Annotated in this window: 21 protein-coding genes and 1 tRNA gene; 7 read left to right on the top strand and 15 right to left on the bottom strand. The window is 61.4% G+C overall.

What is annotated here, in order from left to right:
• Positions 1-16 precede the first annotated feature (16 nt).
• Positions 17-844 (top strand): type I methionyl aminopeptidase, encoded by an 828-nt coding sequence (gene map / locus ACO06R_RS13475; protein WP_421850765.1) that lies wholly within the window; start codon positions 17-19, stop codon positions 842-844.
• Between the two features lie 18 nt (positions 845-862).
• Entirely contained in the window at positions 863-1,636 is a 774-nt protein-coding gene (gene radC / locus ACO06R_RS13480) for a RadC family protein (protein ID WP_421850767.1), read from the top strand.
• On the opposite strand, the gene ACO06R_RS13485 is transcribed toward radC, so the two are convergent.
• From ACO06R_RS13485 to cpaB, 9 genes are all read right to left on the bottom strand, one after another.
• Positions 1,633-2,421: an ATP12 family chaperone protein gene (locus ACO06R_RS13485; RefSeq protein ID WP_421850769.1), complete on the bottom strand. Its 789-nt coding sequence runs from the start codon at positions 2,419-2,421 to the stop codon at positions 1,633-1,635. The two genes, radC and ACO06R_RS13485, sit on opposite strands and share 4 nt — an antisense overlap.
• A 63-nt stretch (positions 2,422-2,484) precedes the next feature.
• The gene (locus ACO06R_RS13490; RefSeq protein WP_421850772.1) at positions 2,485-2,955 is read right to left on the bottom strand and encodes a tetratricopeptide repeat protein; all 471 of its coding nucleotides are present in this window, start codon (positions 2,953-2,955) and stop codon (positions 2,485-2,487) included.
• Positions 2,956-3,060: 105 nt separating this feature from the next.
• Positions 3,061-3,996, bottom strand: a complete 936-nt coding sequence (locus ACO06R_RS13495; RefSeq protein WP_421850775.1) for a type II secretion system F family protein — start codon at positions 3,994-3,996, stop codon at positions 3,061-3,063.
• 11 nt (positions 3,997-4,007) lie between these two features.
• The gene (locus ACO06R_RS13500) at positions 4,008-4,973 is read right to left on the bottom strand and encodes a type II secretion system F family protein (RefSeq protein WP_421850778.1); all 966 of its coding nucleotides are present in this window, start codon (positions 4,971-4,973) and stop codon (positions 4,008-4,010) included.
• A 1-nt stretch (position 4,974) separates the two neighbouring features.
• Entirely contained in the window at positions 4,975-6,396 is a 1,422-nt protein-coding gene (locus tag ACO06R_RS13505; protein ID WP_421850781.1) for a CpaF family protein, read from the bottom strand.
• A gap of 5 nt (positions 6,397-6,401) precedes the next feature.
• A complete protein-coding gene (locus ACO06R_RS13510) occupies positions 6,402-7,616 on the bottom strand; it encodes an AAA family ATPase (RefSeq protein WP_421850784.1) in 1,215 nt (404 codons plus the stop codon).
• A gap of 48 nt (positions 7,617-7,664) precedes the next feature.
• Positions 7,665-7,919 carry a hypothetical protein gene (locus ACO06R_RS13515; protein ID WP_421850787.1) on the bottom strand — a complete coding sequence of 85 codons (255 nt, stop codon included), beginning with the start codon at positions 7,917-7,919 and terminating at the stop codon, positions 7,665-7,667.
• Between the two features lie 10 nt (positions 7,920-7,929).
• Positions 7,930-9,300: a type II and III secretion system protein family protein gene (locus ACO06R_RS13520; protein WP_421850789.1), complete on the bottom strand. Its 1,371-nt coding sequence runs from the start codon at positions 9,298-9,300 to the stop codon at positions 7,930-7,932.
• Positions 9,297-10,229 carry a Flp pilus assembly protein CpaB gene (gene cpaB / locus ACO06R_RS13525; protein WP_421850792.1) on the bottom strand — a complete coding sequence of 311 codons (933 nt, stop codon included), beginning with the start codon at positions 10,227-10,229 and terminating at the stop codon, positions 9,297-9,299. Before cpaB ends, ACO06R_RS13520 begins: the two co-directional genes overlap by 4 nt.
• A 233-nt stretch (positions 10,230-10,462) precedes the next feature.
• Here cpaB and parE point away from each other — a divergent pair, with 233 nt between their 5' ends.
• Positions 10,463-12,499: a DNA topoisomerase IV subunit B gene (gene parE / locus ACO06R_RS13530; RefSeq protein ID WP_421850795.1), complete on the top strand. Its 2,037-nt coding sequence runs from the start codon at positions 10,463-10,465 to the stop codon at positions 12,497-12,499.
• On the opposite strand, the gene ACO06R_RS13535 is transcribed toward parE, so the two are convergent.
• From ACO06R_RS13535 to ACO06R_RS13545, 3 genes are all read right to left on the bottom strand, one after another.
• A complete protein-coding gene (locus tag ACO06R_RS13535; RefSeq protein WP_421850798.1) occupies positions 12,500-13,639 on the bottom strand; it encodes a DUF2336 domain-containing protein in 1,140 nt (379 codons plus the stop codon).
• Between the two features lie 100 nt (positions 13,640-13,739).
• Positions 13,740-14,339, bottom strand: coding sequence for a flavin reductase family protein (locus tag ACO06R_RS13540; RefSeq protein WP_421859405.1), 600 nt, complete (start codon positions 14,337-14,339; stop codon positions 13,740-13,742).
• 5 nt (positions 14,340-14,344) lie between these two features.
• Positions 14,345-14,875: a nitroreductase family protein gene (locus ACO06R_RS13545; protein ID WP_421859408.1), complete on the bottom strand. Its 531-nt coding sequence runs from the start codon at positions 14,873-14,875 to the stop codon at positions 14,345-14,347.
• A gap of 148 nt (positions 14,876-15,023) precedes the next feature.
• On the opposite strand from ACO06R_RS13545, the gene ACO06R_RS13550 reads away from it, so the two are divergent.
• On the top strand, positions 15,024-15,995 hold the full coding sequence (locus ACO06R_RS13550) for a hypothetical protein (RefSeq protein ID WP_421850801.1): 972 nt from the start codon (positions 15,024-15,026) through the stop codon (positions 15,993-15,995).
• On the opposite strand, the gene ACO06R_RS13555 is transcribed toward ACO06R_RS13550, so the two are convergent.
• Together ACO06R_RS13555 and thrS are read right to left on the bottom strand one after the other, a co-directional pair.
• Entirely contained in the window at positions 15,989-16,861 is an 873-nt protein-coding gene (locus ACO06R_RS13555) for a lysophospholipid acyltransferase family protein (RefSeq protein ID WP_421850804.1), read from the bottom strand. The two genes, ACO06R_RS13550 and ACO06R_RS13555, sit on opposite strands and share 7 nt — an antisense overlap.
• Before the next feature lie 76 nt (positions 16,862-16,937).
• The gene (gene thrS / locus ACO06R_RS13560) at positions 16,938-18,935 is read right to left on the bottom strand and encodes a threonine--tRNA ligase (protein WP_421850807.1); all 1,998 of its coding nucleotides are present in this window, start codon (positions 18,933-18,935) and stop codon (positions 16,938-16,940) included.
• 90 nt (positions 18,936-19,025) lie between these two features.
• Here thrS and ACO06R_RS13565 point away from each other — a divergent pair, with 90 nt between their 5' ends.
• The 3 genes from ACO06R_RS13565 to ACO06R_RS13575 are packed head-to-tail and all read left to right on the top strand — an operon-like array spanning position 19,026 to position 21,298.
• Positions 19,026-20,219: a hypothetical protein gene (locus tag ACO06R_RS13565; RefSeq protein WP_421850810.1), complete on the top strand. Its 1,194-nt coding sequence runs from the start codon at positions 19,026-19,028 to the stop codon at positions 20,217-20,219.
• Positions 20,173-20,475 carry an acyl carrier protein gene (locus tag ACO06R_RS13570; RefSeq protein ID WP_421850813.1) on the top strand — a complete coding sequence of 101 codons (303 nt, stop codon included), beginning with the start codon at positions 20,173-20,175 and terminating at the stop codon, positions 20,473-20,475. Before ACO06R_RS13565 ends, ACO06R_RS13570 begins: the two co-directional genes overlap by 47 nt.
• 43 nt (positions 20,476-20,518) lie before the next feature.
• On the top strand, positions 20,519-21,298 hold the full coding sequence (locus ACO06R_RS13575; RefSeq protein ID WP_421850816.1) for a hypothetical protein: 780 nt from the start codon (positions 20,519-20,521) through the stop codon (positions 21,296-21,298).
• 49 nt (positions 21,299-21,347) lie between these two features.
• On the opposite strand, the gene ACO06R_RS13580 is transcribed toward ACO06R_RS13575, so the two are convergent.
• Positions 21,348-21,432: transfer RNA gene (locus ACO06R_RS13580), tRNA-Leu, on the bottom strand.
• Positions 21,433-21,507: the final 75 nt, after the last annotated feature.

Genomic DNA, 21,507 nt, shown 5'->3' on the forward strand with positions numbered 1-21,507 from the left:
TTGCCTGGAGCAATCGATGGTAACCTATCTTGAAGCGGAACTGGCGCCGATAAAGAACACCGGACAGATTCGCCTGCATGGCGAAGAAGGGTTCGAAGGTATGCGGCGGGCAAGCCGGCTGACCGCCATGGCGCTCGATGAGCTCGTGCCAATGGTCAAACCCGGCGTGACGACAGCGGAAGTCGACCGGTTCCTCTTCGAATACGGCATGGATCATGGGGCTATTCCGGCGACACTGAATTATCGCGGCTACACGCATTCCTGCTGCACGTCGGTCAATCACGTGGTCTGCCACGGATTCCCGAGCGACAAGCCGCTGCGCGAAGGCGAGATCGTGAACATCGACGTCACCTATGTGCTCAATGGCTGGCACGGGGATTCATCACGCATGTACCCGGTCGGCGAGATCAAGCGCGCCGCCGAACGCCTGCTGCAGGTCACACATGAATGCCTGATGCTCGGCATCGAAGCAGTCAAGCCCGGTGCCCGCATGGGTGCCATTGGCGAAGCGATCCAAAAGCATGCGGAAGCTCAACGTTGTTCGGTGGTGCGTGATTTCTGCGGCCACGGCATCGGTCAGTTGTTCCACGATGCACCCAACGTCCTGCACTACGGGCGCAAGGATGAAGGCGTAGAGATGCGCAAGGGCATGATGTTCACCATCGAACCGATGATCAATCTGGGACGGCCGCACGTGAAGGTTCTCTCCGACGGCTGGACAGCGGTGACCCGTGACCGCAGCCTATCGGCACAGTACGAACACACGATCGGCGTGACCGAGGACGGCTGCGAGATCTTCACCCTTTCGCCGAATGGGCTCGATCGGCCGGGTCTGCCCTCATGAACGGCTAACAGAATCGCGATGCCCGGGGAGTTCGACGAGAGCCGCGTTTTCATTAGGCCTCAGCATCATGAGGAGCGCCCTGCGGCCAAGTCGGACACAACACCGAAATCACCGCCCTCCCCGCAGCCGCATGCCGGCCACCGCGAACGGTTGCGTCGCCGCTTTGCCGAAGGCGGCGCCCAAGCGCTGGCAGATTACGAACTGCTGGAACTTCTGTTGTTCCGCTCTATTCCGCGAAAAGACACCAAGCCAATCGCCAAGGCGCTGATCGCCCGTTTCGGATCATTTGCGGGCGTGCTCGGCGCCGACCCGCAAAGGCTCCGCGAGGTGCCCGGTGTCAAGGACGCAGTGGCCGCTGACCTGAAGACGATCGCCGAGGCGGCGCGGCGCATGTTGAAAACGGATATCAGCAAGCGCGAGGTTCTCGGTTCATGGGACGCGGTCATCGCCTATTGCACGGCGACCATGGCGCACGAAACGCGCGAGCAGTTCCGCATCCTGTTTCTCGACAAGAAGAATGCCCTGATCGCAGACGAGGTGCAGCAGGTTGGGACCGTCGACCACACGCCGGTCTATCCGCGCGAGGTCATGCGGCGCGCGCTTGAGCTCGCCTCGACGGCGATCATCCTGGTCCATAACCATCCGTCCGGCGATCCGACGCCTTCTCGCGCCGACATCGAGATGACGCACAAGATCGCCGACGTCGCGAAGTCGCTCGGCATCGCGGTGCATGACCACGTCATCATCGGCAAGAACGGCCACGCGAGCCTCAAGGGCTTGGGGTTGTTCTAGGCTTGCCTCGACAAGGACTTTGCCAGCCGCTCGGCGGCTGACATCTCCGACCAACGCTTGTCGCGCCTATCTGCGGCCTCGGCGTCCTGTCCCCACTGCGCGATGTTCCAGTCTTCATCGACATGGGCCGCCGTCCACGCATCGCCCGCCGTGATCCGACCTTTCCAAACGGCGATTGCCAGCAGTGCCGACCCGGTCAGCGTCGTCATCGAATGCAGCGCAGCCAGTTCGATCGGATCGTCGATCGTCTTCAGATGCACGCCCATCCCGGCGATCGCGGCACGCGGTTGCGCCGCATGGATTATGCCCTCGGCAAGGATGAAACGCGCACCGGCCAGTTCCTCAGCCCAGTCGATGACCGGATCCCAATGCGTCCGCTGGTTGGCAACCAGACCCTCCGGGCCGTCGGCACGATAGAATAGCAGATCGGTTCCGCAGAACCGCAGGACATCCTCGAGGACGGCCTGCATGTCGACGGCAACGCCATCGATCCCGGTATTTGCAAGCCGATAGCAAGGCATGGTCGAAGGATCGATGTCTTCGGATTGGGCTTCAAATTCCGCCGCGATCAGATCCGCCGCGCTTCCGGTCGCCAGAGCGAGCGGATTTTGTCCGGGGGTTTTCGCGGCCCTGCCATCCAGCAGCACGTGAAAGCGTCCGTCACGCTCGCCGGTCGAAACCTCTTTGTAGAACCGCTTGGGCAGCACCTTGCGCATGTTTTGCTGCGCACTGTGCATCGGGTCCGAGGAAACGCCGTTTTCCGGATTTGAAAGTTGATCGCGCATTACCGCCATCCTGTCGTCTGGGATGGCGGCGATAGATCACGCCGATGGCGCAAACGCAAGGTTTCAGCCGGCTGCCGCCAGCTTCCAGTTGCCTTCAATGATCACGCTGTCGGGCGCCAGTGTCTTGGCTTCACCAAGGATCTTGCGGGCGCCTTCTATGTCGCCGCGCAGATAATGTGAATAACCCTGGTTGTTCAGGATCGAGGCGCGCCGGCCGGCGAGCTGGATCAGTTGCCCATAGGCGCGGTCGGAAAGATCGAAGCGGCCCAATTGGTCGTAGGATGCGGCGAGGCCGAGCCAAGCGGTGCCGTTTTCGGGTGCCGCTTCCACCGCCAGGCGGTAGTTCTTCTCTGCCAAGCCGTAATTGCCTGCCAGGAAATGCTTCTCGGCAAGCGCCAGCTTCTTGTCGGTACGGCTCGACTTGTAGGCCGACGTGGTCTGCGTATCGATGCCAGCGGTCTGGCAACCGGCCAGAACGCTGATGACCGCGATACCGGCAATCCATTTCGACAGCGATTTCGTGAACTTCTGCATCCCGTCCCCGTCCGATATTCGAATTATTTGCCAGTAGTTTAATGGGAGCCGGTAAACGCCACGTGGGCTAACACGGTAAAGATCTCACCGCCGCAATCGATAAAATTACATGTTGTAGCGCACGATGATCGGGATGATCGCGATCATCACTACAACCGGCAGAATGCAGACCGTTACCGGGATCGACATTTTTGCCGGCAAGGCATGGGCCTTTTCCTCTGCTGCCGACATGCGCTTGTGCCGCATCTCGTCGCTGAACACCTTCAGGGCGGTCGAGAGGCTGGTTCCCAGTTCTTTGGATTGCTGCAGCAAGGTTGCGAATGCGCGGACCTCGTCGACGCCAAGCCGGTCGGCGAGTGCCTTCAGGGTTTCGTTGATGCTGCGCCCCGCCCGCAGTTCCAGCGAGACCAGAACAAGGTTCTGGCTAAGCGCCGGATAAGTCACGCGGATTTCGCGCGATACGCGCTCGATCGACGCCTCCAGGCTCATCCCGGCATCGGCGCAGACGATCATCAGGTCCATGAAGTCCGGAAACCCGTTGCGGTATTCAGTCGTCTTCTTCTTCACCATTTGGCCAAGCACGAACGCCGGAAGAAAATAGCCGCCAAGCGAAATGCCGCCCATCAGCATAATCCCGCGTTGGGAGAACGGAGCGATGTGGAAGATGAAGAGGACGACTATTGCCAGCAGCAGGCCGGCGCCCAGCCCGGCAAAGCGGATCAGGAAAAAGTTGCCGATCGCATTCGGATCCATGTAGCCGGCGCGCATCAGCCGGGTGCGCAGGCGAACCACGTTTTCCGGATCGGCGGAACTGTAGAATTCGGCGGCGCGCCGCGCCGCCTTGTCGGCTATCTCGTTGTCTTTGTTCTTCTTTTCATCGATCTCGACAATCACCTCGTCCGGGTCGTCGAAGCGGACGTGCAACCGGCCGCGCAGGCGCTGGCGCTCGGACCGTGACTGGCGCATCGACAGCACGACACCGGCAACACCGAGAAGCGCGATCAGCAGGCCGGCGGGTAAAATCCAGTTTCCGAGATCCATCCTGATCTTCCCTAGAACTTGAAACTTGCCAGCTTGAACATGATCGCATTGCCCAAAAGCAGCCAGGAAATCGCCCCGCCGGCGAGGTACCAGGTCAGGCTCTGCTCGGCGATATCGCCGTAGTAGCTCGGCATCAGCACCATGACCGCCATGACCAGCAGGACCGGCACGGCCGACAGGATGTAGGCCGACATCCTGCCCTCGACCGAAATCGCCTTGATCTTGCGGCGCAGCTTGCCGCGTTCGCGAATGACGTTCGACAAGCCATCGAGGATTTCGCGCAGATTGCCGCCAGTCGTCGACTGGATCGACACCGCGGTCACAAAGAGCGGCAGGTCTTCGTGCCCCACCCGGTCGTAGAGATTGCGCAGCGCCGTCACCAGGTCGGACCCGTAGGTCACCTCGTCCGACACGATACCGAATTCGGTGCCGATAGGATCGCCCATCTCGCGCGACACCATCGACACGGCGACCGGCACCGGATGACCGGCTTTCAGTCCGCGCGTGATCAAATCGAGTGCTTCGGGAAGCTGGGCTCCGAACTGCTTGTGCCGCCGCTTGCGCAGATAACGCATGAACAGGATCGGGATCGCCGGAAGCAGCGCCACGACCAGCATAAGCCCGAGTTGCAACTTGTTGACATAGAGCCCGCCGCCGATCCCGACAAAAAGCGCGATCGTTGAGGTCACCGCCAGGAATGTCCCGAGCGGCATGGTCATGCCCGACTGGGTGCGCAGGACCCGAAGCATAGCAATCGGCGAGAACCGGGTCGTGCCATCCAGCCCGCGCTCCTTGCGCAGCTGGACCAGGACTTCCTTCTGGCTGACTGTCCTTTCCTGCAGGCGCATTCGCCGGTTGATGGTCCGGCGGGTTTCGGTGCCACGCGCCAGGATCAGATAGGACGCTTCGGCCAGTATGATCCCGCAAGCCGCAGCGAAGGTATAGACTGCGTAGAGCGTGACGTCGTCAAACTGCATTTCAACCCGCCTGCTTGTTGGCCGGATCGAAGTAGTCGCCGGGGAACTCGACGCCCATCGCGCGCAATTCCTCCAGGAACCGGGGGCGAATGCCGGTCGCCTCGAAATGGCCGACGATGCCGCCATCGGCGGTCATGCCGGTACGGCGGAACGTGAAGATTTCCTGCATCTGAATGATGTCGCCTTCCATCCCGGTGACTTCGGCGACGCTGGTGACCTTGCGCTTGCCGTCGGACAAGCGGGTCAGCTGGACGATCAGGCCAATCGCGCTCGATATCTGGCTGCGGATTGAGGCTACCGTCATCGGCATGCCGGTCATGCCGAGCATCTGCTCGAGACGGGAGATCGCGTCACGCGGCGTGTTGGCGTGGATGGTCGCCATGGAGCCTTCGTGGCCAGTATTCATGGCCTGCAGCATGTCGAAGGCTTCCTCGCCGCGACACTCGCCAAGGATCACCCGGTCCGGGCGCATACGCAGCGCATTCTTGACCAGATCGCGCTGACGCAGTTCGCCGATGCCTTCGGCGTTCGCGGGCCGCGTTTCCATGCGCGCCACATGCGGCTGTTGCAGTTGCAGTTCGGCGGCGTCTTCGATGGTGATCAGGCGCTCTTCCTCGGAGATAAACGCCGAAAGCGCGTTCAGCATGGTCGTCTTGCCGGTACCCGTGCCACCCGAGATGATCGTGGTGATGCGGGCAAAAACCGCTGCGGCCAGCACTTCGGCCATCGGCTGCGTCAGGGCGCCGAACTCGACCAGCTTGTGAAGGCCGAGCTTGTTCTTGGAGAATTTCCGGATCGAGACCAACGGCCCGTCAACACCAACGGGGCGGATAGCCGCGTTGAAACGCGAGCCGTCCAGCATGCGAGCGTCGCACATCGGCGACGATTCATCGATGCGCCGACCGACCGCCGCGACGATCTTGTTGACCACACGCAGCAGATGCGCCTCGTCCTTGAACGGTATGTTTTCCTTGACCAGTTTGCCGGCACGTTCGACGAAGCAGTTCTCGTGACCGTTGATCAGGATATCGCTGACCGTCGGGTCCTTCAGCAGCGGCTCCAGAGGGCCAAGACCGACCATTTCGTCGACCAGATCGTCGATCAGCGTTTCGACCTCGGCCGCGTTCAGTGCCAACCGTTCGGACTGCACATATTCGTGGACGAATGTCTGAACCTCCTGACGCATGCGATCCGGCGGCAGGCTCTCGAGCGCGACAAGGTTGATTTCCTCGAGCAGCTTGCGGTGCAGCGTCACGCGTGCATCGAGTGTGCGATCCTGCGGCTTCGGCGTGCTCGCTACCGGCGCCGGATTGCTGACCGCCCGTATGTTCGGGATGACAACAGGCGTTTCCTCAGCAGCCGGAGCGGCTTTCGCGGCCTCCGAAACGTCGCGCGTCTTGAGCTGTGTGAACCGGTTCGACATGGCCGTCAGCCCGCCCTGCGGAACAGGCCGCCGCCGAATCCGAGGAACCGGCGCCGGCGGACGCCTTCAAGCGACATCTCGTCGGGAAGAATGATCCGCTTCAGATCCTGCACGACATTCGCGTTGGCGTCGACGTCATGCAGCGGCACTCCGCGATCGACGGCCTCGCGTACCAGCCGGTAGTTGTTCGAGATACCGCCGACGAAGCGCTCGCCAAGCAGTTCCTCGACATCGGATGTGCGTACGCCGCCATCCGGCCCGGCATGGGTGTAGCGGTTGATGATGACGCCCGGTTTGACGTCCTTGCCCACCTCGGTCTGGATGGCGTGCACCAGCCGCTGCGTGTGACGCAGGCACGGCACTGTCATCTCGGCGGTCAGGTAAACATGGTTCGATCCGCGCAGAACAAGCTCCGTCCAGGGAAACCAGGTTCGCGGCATGTCGATGACCACATTGTCGAAGTAGGCCGAGACGAGATCGAGAATCCGGATCACGACATCGGCGTCGAACGACCGCATCTCGGTCGGGCTGTTCGGAGCCGCCAGAACCGCAAGGCCCGACGCATGCTTGGACAGAAGCGCATCGAGCAGTTGCCGGTCGAGGCGTTCGACCTGGTTTTCCACCTCGGCGATGTTGAACCGGGGTTCGATGTCCAGATACTCGGCGCAAGACCCGTGCTGGAAGTTCAGATCGACGACACAGGTGGATGCCGCCCGGGTTACCGAGCCGTGCAGCAGAAACGCGGTCTGCAACGCGATCGTCGTGTTCCCGACGCCGCCTGCCGCCGGCATGAAGGTGCTGATGTCGGCCTCACCGGGATCGTTCTTGTCCAGTCCCTTGAGCGCCCGAATGCAGGAGCGGACGAGATCGGCCGTCGAAACCGGCTTGACCAGAAAATCTGCGACCCGCAATTGCACGATGATGCGCACCATCGCGGCTTCGTGGCTATCGGCCACGACAATCGTCGGCACGCGGTCGGCAAGGCGGCGGGTGATGCGCTGCAGCGCCTCCAGGTCCTCGATCGATCCATCGCCAATGTCGATAATCACCGCACCGGCCTCGGTGTCCTGGATTTCTCCGGAGATTTCCGACACCGGCTTTTCTATCGTGACCAGCGTGATTGCTTCCGAGGACGAGAATGCCGTCTTGGACGCCGACAGGAAATCCTTGTCGGCGGAGACGATCGCGATCAGGTTGTTTTCTACTTTTGCGTCGGCCATCGTGTCTCGGCTCTCCGGGCATCGGTCCGGAATTGCCGACCCTTTTTGTTACTCGGTAATTGCCTTGTCGTAGTCCTGCGCCTTTTTGGCCGCGCCCTTGGTGGCAGGACGCTTGACGGGAACGACGAGATCGGGATCCTGCACACCCGGCGCCCAGGGATCGATGCGCTGCAGCGAATTGTTGTGCGCGATGGCATCGCCTGCGGCCAGTGTCAGGCCTTCAAGTTCGGGGTCCTCGGTCATCGTGCAGCCGGTGGCCGCAACGAGCGAGCCGAGCGCGATCGTGAGAGCAATCTTGCGCATGGTCGAACTCCTAGCCGCCGATTTCGAGTGTCAGGATATGGCCACTGGTGCGATCGGAGGCGGCGCCGCGCCTCTTGACCTCTTCGATCTTGAGCAGCGCGCTCTCCTCTTCGGTTGCCGGCCGCGCCGCATCCAGCGGCGTAGAACTCGGCGTACCGGGTTCGATCGGTCGCACGAGATGCGGCGTGACGATCATCACCAGATCGGTTTCCTTGCGCTGGAAATCCTTGCTGGAAAGCAATGCACCGATGATCGGCAGCTTCCGTGCACCGGGCAGATTCCGGCGGATCTGTTCGTTCTCGGCCTGGAACAGCCCCGCCATCATGAAGCTCTGGCCACTCTTCAGATCGACGGAAGTCTGGGCGCGGCGCACCGACAGGATCGGGAAGCCGTTGGCAAGCGTTTCGGCCTGCAGCGAAGACACCTCGGGCGCGATCTCAAGCTGGATCAGGCCGTCCTTCAGGACCGAAGGCGTGAATTCCAGGCCGACACCGAACTTCTTGTACTCGACGGTAACACGACCATCGTCGTCGGTGATTGCGATCGGATATTCGCCACCAGCCAGGAAACTCGCGGTTTCACCGGACCTTGCAATCAGATTGGGTTCGGCAAGCCGGCGCGCGACGCCGCGGTCTTCCATCGCCTTGATGGCGATATCGACATCGACACCACCGGCGACGAAGCCACCGAGAATGTTACCGGAGAAGACGCCATTTAGGGAACTCGTTGCCGCGCCGGCTGCAGTTGGGCCACCGCCGGTGCGGTAAGCCACCCGATTGATGTTCAAGCCAAGTTCTTGACCGGAATTGCGGTTGATCTCGACAAAGCGGACATTCAACTGGACCTGCTGCGAAGATGTGATGTTCACCGAGTTGATGATATCCTCGTCCTCGCCGGCGAACTTCGACGCGATCTTTTCGGCGCGGTCGGCGGACACCTGGTCAGGCGCCTCGCCCGACAACACCACCTGTCCGTTGGTTGTTGTTACCTTGATGTCCGCGTCCGGCACGTTCTGGCGGATGGCAGTGCGCAGCCGGCTCGTATCGACGCTGACTTCGACATCGAGCGAGCCGATCAACCGCTTGTTCTCGTCGAACATGGCGATACCGGTGGTGCCGGCGGCAATGCCCAGCACGTAGAACGAACGGTTGGTCAGCGGCTGCACATTGGCGATTTCGGGATCGCCGACGACGATCTCGTAAAAGGACGTCTGCGTGCGAACCGTCTTTGGTTTACCCTTCTCGACGGTCAGCATGTGGTTGCTGTTATCCTTGACCAGCAGCACCTTGGCATCGGCGCGTGCCATATCGGCGGTCATGGCGCCAAACGCGAAAGCGCCAAGGAGTGCGGCCGCTTTTATTCGGGTATTTTTGCCGATCATTGCCCCGCCTCCTCGTTGCGAACATCGTAGGTTTCGCTGTCCGTCTTGCGACGCACGGTTATCTTGGCGAAACCGGTCATGCCGGCGTCGCGGGTGTAGGAAGCGGTGGGAACCTCATCCAGTCCGAGCGGCGGGATCGGGAACTCGTCGGTCGTGTCGCCGGCGCCGCGCAGATGCAGCGACAGCGTGCCGGCCTGCTTGGCGGCCGAAAGCGCCTTGGCTCCAAGCTCGTCGACCTCGACAGTGACGGCACGCACGACCACCGGGTCCGCCTGGCGCTCATCGGCGATCTGATCGATGGACAAAACCTTGACGCTGCGTAGAACAATCGTTGTCGCGACGAAACTGTCCGGATCACCCGTGTACGTGCGGTCGCCGGCCGGAGACGTCTCGATCGGCGCATAATCGTCGGCGCCCTCGTTCTTGCTCTCGATCTCGAAGGTCCGCGTCAGGGCAATATCCACCCGGTCTCCGGGAACGACGAAGCCGCCGACACCCGAAATGTCGTCAACGCGGATGGTGACCGCCCGCATCCCTTCTTCAAGGCGCCGCGAAAGGGTCGACCGGTCGCCTGGATCGGTGACCTTGCCGAGCAGGATCGGTTCGTTCTGCTCGATGGCGGCGAGCGCGCTGCGCTGACCTTCTCCGAGCAATCCGTCGACGGTCTCAAAGGCGCCGTTCGGCGTCTTGTCCTTGGGCCAGGGAATCTCGGTGACCATGCCGGCGTCGATCAACGCGCCGTAGCGCATCGGCTCGGCGGCAACGACGATGGTGCCGAACTCAATCGTCGGCGTGTCGTTGTCGGAGGCGACTTCCACGGTTTCAACAATGGTCTGGACGTTGTTTTTCAACCAGAAATCGGCAGCAACAACTGATAGACCGCCAAACACGACAGCCAGACCGCCCATTATCAAGTACTTCTTGCTCACCAGCCCCCACCAATCGCAAGGCGAATGCCCGCATCCCCTGTTATTACTTTGGTGGACAATGGCGGATAACGATAAAAATCCGGGTAATCCGGTCGTTAAAATGTCTGCTAGTTGGCACTGTGGTAAATCGGAACTGAAGACGGAACCGGCTGCGCAGGACGTTCGCCTTTCGATCGTGCGCATGCGATATTGGCGACTGATTCGGCCTTCAATGCCCGGAAAACTGGCGGAACATGGACAACAACAACGATCTCTTCGGCGACCTGACGACCAGCCCGACTTCCTCGCGCTCCGTCCGCGCCGCCCCCAAGCAGCAGCGAAAACCCGAGCCGCAGGCAAGCGGCGGCTACGATGCGTCGGCCATCGAGATCCTGGAGGGCCTGGAGCCGGTCCGCAGGCGGCCGGGGATGTATATCGGTGGCACCGACGACAAGGCGCTGCACCATCTGTTCGCCGAGGTCATCGACAACTCGATGGACGAGGCGGTGGCCGGCCACGCCACCTTTATTGAAGTGCACCTGGACGCGGACGGTTTCGTCTCGGTGACCGACAATGGCCGCGGCATTCCGGTCGATCCGCACCCCAAGCACAAGGACAAGTCGGCGCTGGAGGTCATCATGACCACGCTGCACGCCGGCGGCAAATTCGATTCCAAGGTCTATGAAACATCGGGCGGCCTGCACGGCGTCGGCGTCTCGGTGGTCAATGCGCTGTCCGACGACCTCGAAGTCGAAGTGGCGCGCGACCGCAAGCTCTACCGCCAGCGCTTCTCGCGCGGCCATCCGGTCGGCGGGCTGGAGAAACTCGGCGACGTCGCCAACCGGCGCGGTACCAAGGTGCGGTTTCACCCCGATCCGGAGATCTTCGGGCAGAACGCGAAATTCGAACCCGCCCGCCTCTACAAGATGGCCCGGTCCAAGGCCTATCTGTTCGGCGGCGTGGAGATCCGCTGGCAATGCGATCCCGAACTGATCGGAGAGAAGGACACGACACCGGCCAAGGCCGTGTTTCATTTTCCCGGCGGCCTCAAGGATTATCTGGAAGCCAGCCTCGGCCCGGAACAACGCGTCACGGCCAACATCTTTTCCGGCAAGAGCGAGCGCCCGGGCGGCCATGGCTCCGTCGAGTGGGCGATCACCTGGCATGGCGGCGACGGGTTCGTGAACAGCTACTGCAACACGATCCCGACCCCGGAAGGCGGTACGCACGAAGCCGGGCTGCGCACTGTCCTGGCGCGCGGCCTGAAAGGTTATGCCGAACTGGTCGGCAACAAGCGCGGCTCGGTGATCCAGACCGACGACGTGATGATTTCGGCGGCAGCGATGCTGTCGGTGTTCGTGCGCGAGCCGGAATTCGTCGGCCAGACGAAGGACAAGCTGGCGACCACGGAAGCCCAGAAGATTGTCGAGAACGCGCTTCGCGACGCCTTCGATCACTGGCTGACGGCCTCGCCGCAGGAGGCCAACGCCCTGCTCGACTGGGTTATCGACCGCGCCGACGAGCGGCTGAAACGGCGCCAGGAAAAGGAAGTCAACCGCAAGTCGGCGGTGCGCAAGCTGCGGCTGCCCGGCAAGCTCGCCGACTGCAGCCAGAACGCGGCGGCCGGTGCGGAGATCTTCATCGTTGAGGGCGACTCGGCCGGCGGCTCGGCCAAACAGGCGCGCGACCGCAAGACCCAGGCGATCCTGCCCTTGCGCGGCAAGATCCTCAACGTCGCCAGCGCCGGCCGCGACAAGATGATGGCCAATCAGCAGATCGCCGACCTCGTTCAGGCGCTTGGCTGCGGCACCCGCTCGAAATACCGCGACAGCGATCTGCGCTACGAGCGGGTGATCATCATGACCGACGCCGATGTCGACGGCGCGCACATCGCGTCGCTCCTGATCACGTTCTTCTTTTCCGAGATGCCGGACCTTATCGCCAACCGGCACCTGTTCCTGGCGGTTCCGCCGCTGTTCAAGATCTCGCAGGGCGGCAAGGCGCTCTACGCGCGCGACGACGCCCACAAGGACGAGCTGCTGAGTACCGAATTCAACGGTCGCGCGAAGATCGAAATCAGCCGCTTCAAGGGGCTCGGCGAAATGTCAGCCCAGCAGCTGAAGGAAACGACAATGGACCCCTCGGTGCGCACGCTTCTGCGCGTGGAGGTATCCGAAGAGGATGCCGAAGCCGCGCGCACCGCGGTCGACGACCTGATGGGCACCAAGGCGGAATCCCGCTTCCGGTTCATTCAGGAAAACGCCGAGTTCGCGCACGATCTCGATATCTGATCAGGCAGCAGCAAGACCGAGGGCGTGGCGCCGGGCGTTCTCGCGCAGCATGTCCATGTGAATGGCGCTGAGCAGAGCGACGATGTCGTCGTTCGCATGCTCCAACTTGCGGGACATGCGCGCCTCGATGTCTTCGAGCACCAGCCGGGTTACTTCCTGGGAGCCGGCGTTGAGCCGGCCGTTTGCAACCTCGCGCCAGATCGCTATCGCAGTCTGGAACAACGGGTGGACGCTGCGTGCAAGACCGGCCCCTTGGAGCAAGGCGCGCATCTGGTTCTGCCTCTCATCGACAAGGATCGCGGTGACACGCTTATAGGGCTGGCCGGACAGATCTGCGAGGGCATGTGCCACGAAATCGATATTGCCGTTGCACAGCGCCCGGATGAGGAGCTTTGTCGTCAACGCGCCAGTCACGCGCAGTTCCTCGATCAGACTGTCGATCCCCCCGTCCACGCGACCACCGGTCAGATGGACCGTCGCGCCAGCGGCGGCATCATTGGCGATTTCACCGGCTCTTGAGGCGCCAAGAAGGCCGCCGATCAGCGGCGCACTGGACAACGCATCGCTGCAAGCATGCATGATCTTCAGGCGCAGCGCTGCCGGCAGTTCCGGAAACTCCAAAAGCGCGCCACGAATGTCAGCGTCGCCGATATGGCGATCCGCAACCAGTGTGAGGCAGCGATCGCAAATCCCTGCGTTCGGGTTTTCCAGCAGCGCAACCACCGCTGGCGCGGCGGCGCGTTCGCTGAGCGCCAATGCGAGCCGGTTGGACACCTCTGGACGGTTCGCGATCAGTTGTTGAATGTCGATGCCGGCAACGGCGATACGCTTGATCAGGTCTTCATCGCGCAACACCGGCGAGCGCGCGATCACCAAGCCTGCGATTTCGGCCTGGTCGCAGGCAAGAGCCGTCACGATATGGGCCGGCGCATGGACGCTGGCCGACAATGCCTCGGCAAGCGCCAATCGGACTTTCGGCGACGGGTCTTCCAGCAGCAGCACCATCGCGGCGTCGGCGGCGCACCGTTCATCAATCTCCATGGCACAATCCAGATATGCCCGCGCCAGCGCCGATGCCGCCGCCGATCGCTTGGCGACATCGGCCGATTTGCTCCACTTGAGGAAATGCTGGACGATCATGAAGCGGAACCCCCGAATTCTCGTTCGGGAATCGACGCTAGAACGAAATGGTTTACGCTTCGTTCACCATGTTTTTTCGCCCGCGGTGCTTAAGCGGCAATTATCGTTCCGGCCGGGCGATGGTCTGGACCGTAAAGTCGGTAGCGTAGTCCATATAGCCGAGCCGAGCCGGCGGCTGGATACTCTTGAAGTCGACAAAGCCGTCACGCATGACGGCTTCGCTTATATGTATGCCGACTACTTCGCCGAAAACGAGAATGTTACCGGTTTCGCCGCCAGAACGGTCCCTGACTGCCATGATCTGGGTAACCACGCACTCAAGCGCGGCCGGCGCCAGGGCAACCCGGGGCGGCTTGACCAACCGGCTTTCCGCAGTCTCAAGACCGGCTGCCTCGAATTCCGACACTTCCGCTGGATGCGCGAACGACGTCACATTCATCGCCTGCAACAGGTTCGCGCTCACCAGATTGCAAACGAACTCGCCGGTCGCCTCCGCATTCCTCGCGCTGTCCTTGCGACCGCCAGACGAAAACATCACGACCGGAGGATCGTCCGACACCGCATTGAAGAACGAATATGGCGCCAGGTTCTCCTTGCCGTCCAGCGCGCAAGTCGAAATCCATCCGATGGGACGCGGTACGACCAGCGCCTTGAAGGGGTTTCGCGGCAAACCGTGCCCGTTACGGGGCTCGTAGAAGATATCGCTCATTTTTCGAACACGCCGCTGTAGCCAGAAATCAGAGTATCGACATCCGGGCGCGGACGCTCAGCGATTTCGCGGTCGCAATTGCCGATATGTACAATCCCGGCCATGCGCTCCTCCGGCGACAGGCCGAGAATGGCCCTGCCGCGTTCGTCATCGCTGTACCAGCCGGTGACCCAGTTCGCAGCAAATCCAAGCGCGCTTGCCGCATGCACCAAGTTCATCGCAACCGCGCCGGCGGCGAGAAACTGCTCCCATTCCGGTATCGTCTCATGCGGCGCGGCGGTCGATACCACGCCGACTGCGACTGGCGCGCGCCGCAACCGGTTACGCTCGCGTTCGAGCTGATCATCGGGGAGCGGTCCCTGCCGCTCCACCGCGCGTTCGACGAGCTTCTCGCCGATCGAACGACCATCCTCGTCGCGATAGATGATAAAACGCCAGGGAACGAGCCTGCCGTGATCGGGGCTTCGCGACGCAATCGTCAGCATGTCGCGCAATTCCGCCTCGTCCGGCCCCGGTCCGGTCATCATTGTCAGGGGAACGGATTTGCGATTGCGCAGATACTCGATGGCGGAGGTTTGGGACGTCACAGAACAGCTCTAATTTGTTGATTAAACCGCTGATCGATATGGTACACACCGGCTGGAAATACCACCCCGTTGGGATTAGACGAGTCTCATGAGCGGCTTTTTTTGTTCAGCGCCGGTTACGGCGGCATTGCGACGCACCGCCGGCGCACTCGCTGCGCTGTTTCTCGCCATGGGAACCTGTGAGGCGACCGACGAGCAGGCTGCGCCGGAAACGGGTGCATCCGGTATCGTGAACTACGCGCCGGCGGAAATGAGAGGCTCGATCCCACCCGGAGCCGTGCCTGTAGACCTGCTGCTCGATGCCCATCTGGCGGAGGATACCGAGCGTGTACGGTCGGGAATGGTTTGGCGTGTGTTCGGTTCGATCACAGGCGATGATGGAAAGCTTCCGCTTGTCGCAACGGCCGAAGGAGGTTCGGTCAGGATCCAACTCGTACCCGGCGATTATCTGGTGCATGCCGCTTTCGGCAGGGCCGGCGCAACGACGCGCATCACGCTTGGAAACGAACCGCGCCACGAAACCATGGTCCTCAATGCCGGCGGCCTGCGTCTCGATGGCGTCCTGCCCGACGATATCCCGATGCGCCGCGACAAGTTGCGGTTTTCGATCTACGAGGCCAAGGAGAACGAAATCGGCGAACGCACGCTTATCCTGCCGGATGTCGACCCGGGCCGCACCGTGCGCCTGAACGCCGGCACCTATCATGTCGTTTCCAATTACGGCAGCGTCAACGCGACGATCCGCGCCGATATCCGCGTTGAGCCGGGCAAGACAACGACCGCTTTCGTGGAACACCGCGCAGCGCAGGTCTCATTCAATCTGGTGCGTGGTGAATCCGGCTTTCCGCTTGCCGATACCGCGTGGTCGGTGCTGGGCGCGTCGGCGGAAATCATCGCCGAGGAAGTCAGCGCCTATCCGACGATGATCCTGGCTTCGGGGGACTACACGGTCATCGCCAAGAACAAGGACAAGGTCTACAAGCGCGACATCACGATCAGCCCCGGCCGGGACACAGTTGTCAAGATCGACACGGAAACAGCCGAGCAGATCGCTCAGTAGCGATCGGAGACCTTCGACGACGCGCGCCGCCCACCCGGTTGCGGATTGGGATCGAGCGTGAACACGGCCTCGTGCAGATGTTCGAGCAACAGCTTGCGGTCGTTGAATTCCGACAAGCGGTCCCAGGTGATCGTCTCGCCGATCCATGCCTTGATCTGCTTGCCGTAAAGCCGCTGGAATTCGCGGATCAGGAGCGAGGTTCGAAGCGTCAGCGAGAACTGGCTGACCAGATGGAACAATCGTCCGTTCTGACCCTCGAAATAAATCGGGATGACCGAGGCGTGCGCCGCCTGGATCAACCGCGCGGTGAACATCTTCCATGGCAGGTCGCGGGCCTTGCCAAGACCGTTATGCGCCGTGGCGACACCGCCGGCCGGAAAGATGACAATCGTCACGCCTTCCTTGAGCAGGCGCACCGCTTCGCGGCGGGTCTGCAGATTGAGCGCGATTGCAGCTTTCGATTCCTCGAACGAGATCGGCAGCGAATAGGGCCGGATCTCGGGAACCTTGAGCAAATCGTTGTTGATGATGACGCGGAACGGCCGGCCGAGTTGCTCGGCAAGCGACAAGAACGCAATACCGTCGCCGATGCCGTATGGATGGTTGGCGACCATCACCAAGGGCGTATCGGGAACATTGGCAGGCGGCCATTGGCCGTCCGCCTTGAAGCGCACCTCTATCAGGTTCAACATTTCGGTGAAGACGCTGTCGCTCTTGCCGAAAATCTCGCTGCGCCAGTATTCATAGAGATCGGCGAGCCGGTCACGGCCCGACATGTTCTCTATCGTCCGGATTACCCACCGCTTGAGCGGTGGATCGTCCGGACGGGCATATGACAGCTCTGCAAATCGAACGGTTCTACCCATTGTCTCCCACGCCAATGGCACTCCAAGCTTTACCTTCCAGAATCGCGCAAGTCGAGATTCAACAGGTTGCAAACCATCACGATTTTGCAGCGCGCTTGCGGCGGATATCCGGCGGCGTGGCCTCTTCAGTCAGCGATTGTGTAATTTCAGCGACGGTTCGCGACTCCTGATCGCGCGAGCCGAGGCGGCGCACATTGACCGTACCTTCCTCCGCCTCGCGGCGGCCGCAAACGAGAATCACAGGAACCTTGGCCAGAGAATGCTCACGGATCTTGTAGTTGATTTTCTCGTTGCGCAGGTCGGTCACAACCTTCAGGCCGGCGTCTTTCAGCGTCGCCGCAACCTCTTCGGCATAACCGTCCGCATCCTGCGTAATCGTAGCGACGACCACCTGAACGGGCGCGAACCAGAGCGGGAAATGACCGGCATGGCTCTCGATCAGGATGCCGAGGAAGCGTTCAAGCGATCCGACCACAGCGCGGTGAACCATCACGGGCTCGCGCTTTTCGGAGTCCTTATCGATGTAGAACGCGCCGAAGCGCTCAGGCAGGTTGAAATCAACCTGGGTCGTGCCGCACTGCCAGTCACGGCCAATCGCGTCCTTCAGCGTGTATTCGAATTTCGGCCCGTAGAAAGTGCCTTCGCCTTCGTTGATACCAGCCGAGATGCGGCCTCCGGATTCGGCCTCCATCTTCTTGAGCGCGCGTTTCAGGATTTCTTCGGCGTGATCCCACATCTCGTCGGTACCGACGCGTTTTTCCGGTCGGGTCGCCAGCTTGACGACGACATGGTCGAAGCCGAAATCCTCGTAGACAGACATCATCAGGTCGTTGATGGCGAGGATTTCCGCCTCAAGCTGTTCTTCGGTGCAGAACACATGCGCATCGTCCTGGGTGAAGCCGCGCACACGCATCAGACCATGCAGCGCGCCCGACGGCTCGTAACGGTGTACCGCGCCGAACTCCGCCATGCGGATCGGCAGTTCGCGGTAGGATTTCAGCCCGTGCTTGAAGATGAGCACATGGCCGGGACAGTTCATTGGCTTCAGCGCGAAGACGCGTGTGTCCTCTGCTTCCTCGTCGGCACAGGTGACCGCGAACATGTTGTCGCGGTACCAGCCCCAGTGGCCGGACGTCTGCCACAGCGCGTTGTCGAGTACCTGTGGCCCGTTGACCTCCTCATAGGTGTCCTCGATGCGCCGGCGCATATAGGCGAGCAGTGTCTGGAACATCCGCCAGCCCTTGGAATGCCAGAAGACGACGCCGGGGCCTTCTTCCTGGAAATGGAACAGGTCCATCTCGCGGCCCAACCGGCGATGATCGCGTTTCTCGGCCTCTTCCAGCATGTGCAGATACTGATCGAGATCCTGCTGGCTGGCCCAGGCGGTGCCGTAGATGCGGGTCAGCATCGGCTTGGTCGCATCGCCGCGCCAGTAAGCGCCGGCGACCTTCATCAGCTTGAAGGCGGTGCCGATGCGCCCAGTCGCGTCCATGTGCGGGCCACGGCAAAGATCGAACCAGTCGCCCTGCTTGTAGATCCGGACGTCCTGATCCTCGGGGATGGCGTCGACCAGTTCCACCTTGTAGGCCTCGCCCATGTCGGCGAACACATCGCGCGCCTTGTCACGCGACCAGACTTCTTTGGTGAAAGCGTCGTTGCGCTTGATGATCTCGCGCATCTTCTTTTCGATCACCGGCAGGTCGTCCGGCGTGAACGGCCAGTCCTCGCGGCTGTTGTGATGGACGCGCTTGAAGTCGTAGTAGAAGCCGTTCTCGATGACCGGACCGATTGTCACCTGGGTGCCCGGCCACAACTCTTGCACGGCCTCGGCCATGACATGGGCGGCATCGTGGCGGATCAGTTCCAGGGCGCGCGGATGGTCGCGGGTGACGATCTCGATGGCGCCGGGCAGAACCGGGTCGGCCAGATCGAACAGTTCGCCGTCAACAGCGATGGCAACGGCCTTCTTGGCGAGTGATTTGGAAATCGATTCAGCGACATCGCGGCCCGTCGTGCCGGCGTCGTACGCGCGCGAGGAACCATCGGGAAATGTCAGGGAAACGGCATCAGCCATGAAAAAGCTCTCCTGTTCCAGTCCCGCCTACGGATGCGGGTGGTTGATAGACGCGCGTCATAGGCAAAGGCTGCGCCTGAGTAAAGACATTTGCTCATAACTCGGCACCTTTCACGTAGCCTCAGATGCCGATATGAACTGTCCAGAGAATCGGTAGGTCGGTTGCCGGATTCTATTGATTTGCGAGATTTTGTAATGGCCATCGAAAAACGCCAGGGGGCAGCTGGCGCTTGTCCACATAACGGGATGCTGCTCCTTCAGCATGAACAGGACCGGTACGAGACCTACCGATCGCTAACACCGTGGCGCCACGATACGGAGTTGGACTGCATCTGTGTGTTCGACGCAGAGCTTATCTCGGCGATTTTCCGTTCCGATGCATTTCACGTTATCGACTACCGCGCGGCTTACCAAAGAATCATGGAGCGCACCGGGATCGAGCTCGGCGCCATCCTGAATGCCCTGTCTCACATCCCGCTGGCCAATGAGGGCGGCGCGCACAAACAACTGCGCAACGATATCGCCGCAGTTCTCGGCGTCGGTCTCAGAATGCACAGAACCGAAATCACCGACGCCGTTGGCGCCGCCGTAGCCAAAGCGTTTCGCCCGGGCCGCCGTGTCGATCTAGTCGACGACGTGTTTGTCCCGGCTTACAAAGCCGTTTTCGGACTGGTTTTCGGCATCGACCATGCCCGCATCGAAACGGACCCGATGATCTCGCAGATTTTCGACCGGACGATCAGCCTCAACCGGCGCAAGAAGATGCAGTCCGCCATCACCGCCCTCGGCGCATCGCTTGACCGTCATTCCGAGGAAGGCGCTATCGACCGCAACCTGGCAGTGGCCCTGACCATCCTCGGGCACGATGCGATGATCGGTTCGCTGTCGCTGTCTGCCTGGCACGTTTTCAGAAGCAACGATGGTGCGATGTCGAGCGGCATTGAGTTCCCCGACCTGCTTCCGGCAACGAGCGTGCCCTATATCGAGCGCGTCGCCGCTGCCGAAACGACGGTCGGCGACCTTACCGTCGACAAGGGGCAGCGGGTCAGGCTGTACATGGATGCCGCATCGGGCCGTGCGGCCGATGGCGACGACCCGGACCTGTTTTTTGGCCGGGGGCGGCATTTATGCCTGGGCAAGCCGATAACTTTGGGAGTTTGGCAGGCGTTCAAATCCGCGGTCGCCACGCTCGATCGCCCGATTTTTGCTGAAGAACTGAATGTGAGATCGAAAGACTATGTCTTCACCTATCCCGAACACGCATGGATCCGGATCGCAGATTGACGAGGTTTCCGCCGTATGCGTCCACATCTTCCTCGACATCACCGGACTGATCAACTCGACAGAAGGCTCGGCCGGTTCGGCGGACGCAATGCTGCAGGCTCCGATCGATTCCTTCGACATCGACAGCCTGACGACAATGGAGTTCATCATGGCTGTCGAAGACGAATTCGCGGTCGAGCTTGAGGAAAGCGCTGTAAACGAATGCGCCACGATTGGTGAGCTGGCGAACTTGGTAAGGCAGCACCGTAGTGTTTAACTTCCGCCGCAGCAAGAAGGAATGGGCTGAGCGGGAGCGCACCATGGTGCCGCTGGATGTGGCGCGGGCCGTTCGCAACAGGGAGGCCGGGTATCGCGGTTTGGACCTGTCCTTCTTTGGGCGAGACTTCGAGCCGCGGCGCTTCGTGCGCTCCGAAATCTCCGCTACGGCTCATCTTTTTTCGGCCGGACTCGGGGCAAGCACGTTGATCGTCGGGTTCGCGGGCACGAAGTTCCGGCTGTTTGGACCGATCTGGCAAATCCTGCAGATCATCGACGACCGCGAGTTCGACTTCCTGCTGCTTGCCGACGAACGGCGTCGGCATTTCGAATCGGGCGTGCCCGGATTCGGAAACAGCATGCGAAACATCGCTGCGGCTGTTGCCGCGCTCGCCTCGAAACGCGGCTATCGCAAAATGATCACCTATGGAACGAGCATGGGCGGTTTCCCGGCATTGCGCGCGGGTAGCCTGATTGGAGCCGACCGGGCAATCAGCATCGGCGGCCGGTATGCGTGGGATATTCGCAGGATGCAAGACGGCGGCGACACGATCGTTGCCTTCGACCCGCTGTGCGCGTGCCGAACTCCGGGAGCCGGGGAAAGTATTGCTATCTTCTCTGAAGGGAACGCGGAAGACGCGTCGAACGATGCCCGCATGCGAACTGTTCTGCCGCAGTTGCGCAGCATCGCGGTGCCCGGCCACAAGCACAATGCGCTCCATGCCGCGACACAGCGCGGCAATGCCTGCAGGCTGTACGAAATCCTATTCAATCTCGACGAACAACCCGCTACCGCGGATCTAGTCGCGCTGTGCACAGCGTAAACACGGCATAGAATACAGGTGCCGTGATGGAAGAAGCGATTTCCGGCGATGGTGCGGTCGAGAAGACTCGAACTTCCACGGGTTGCCCCACAGCGACCTCAACGCTGCGCGTCTACCAATTCCGCCACGACCGCAAGCCAAAGACGAAAGGCCGGAGAATCCGGCCCGGCGCGTGTAGCAAATCGCATATGCGCGCACAAGCCTGAGCG

The sequence above is a fragment of the Oricola sp. genome (assembly GCF_965230365.1).
Classification (GTDB): Bacteria; Pseudomonadota; Alphaproteobacteria; order Rhizobiales; family Rhizobiaceae; genus Oricola.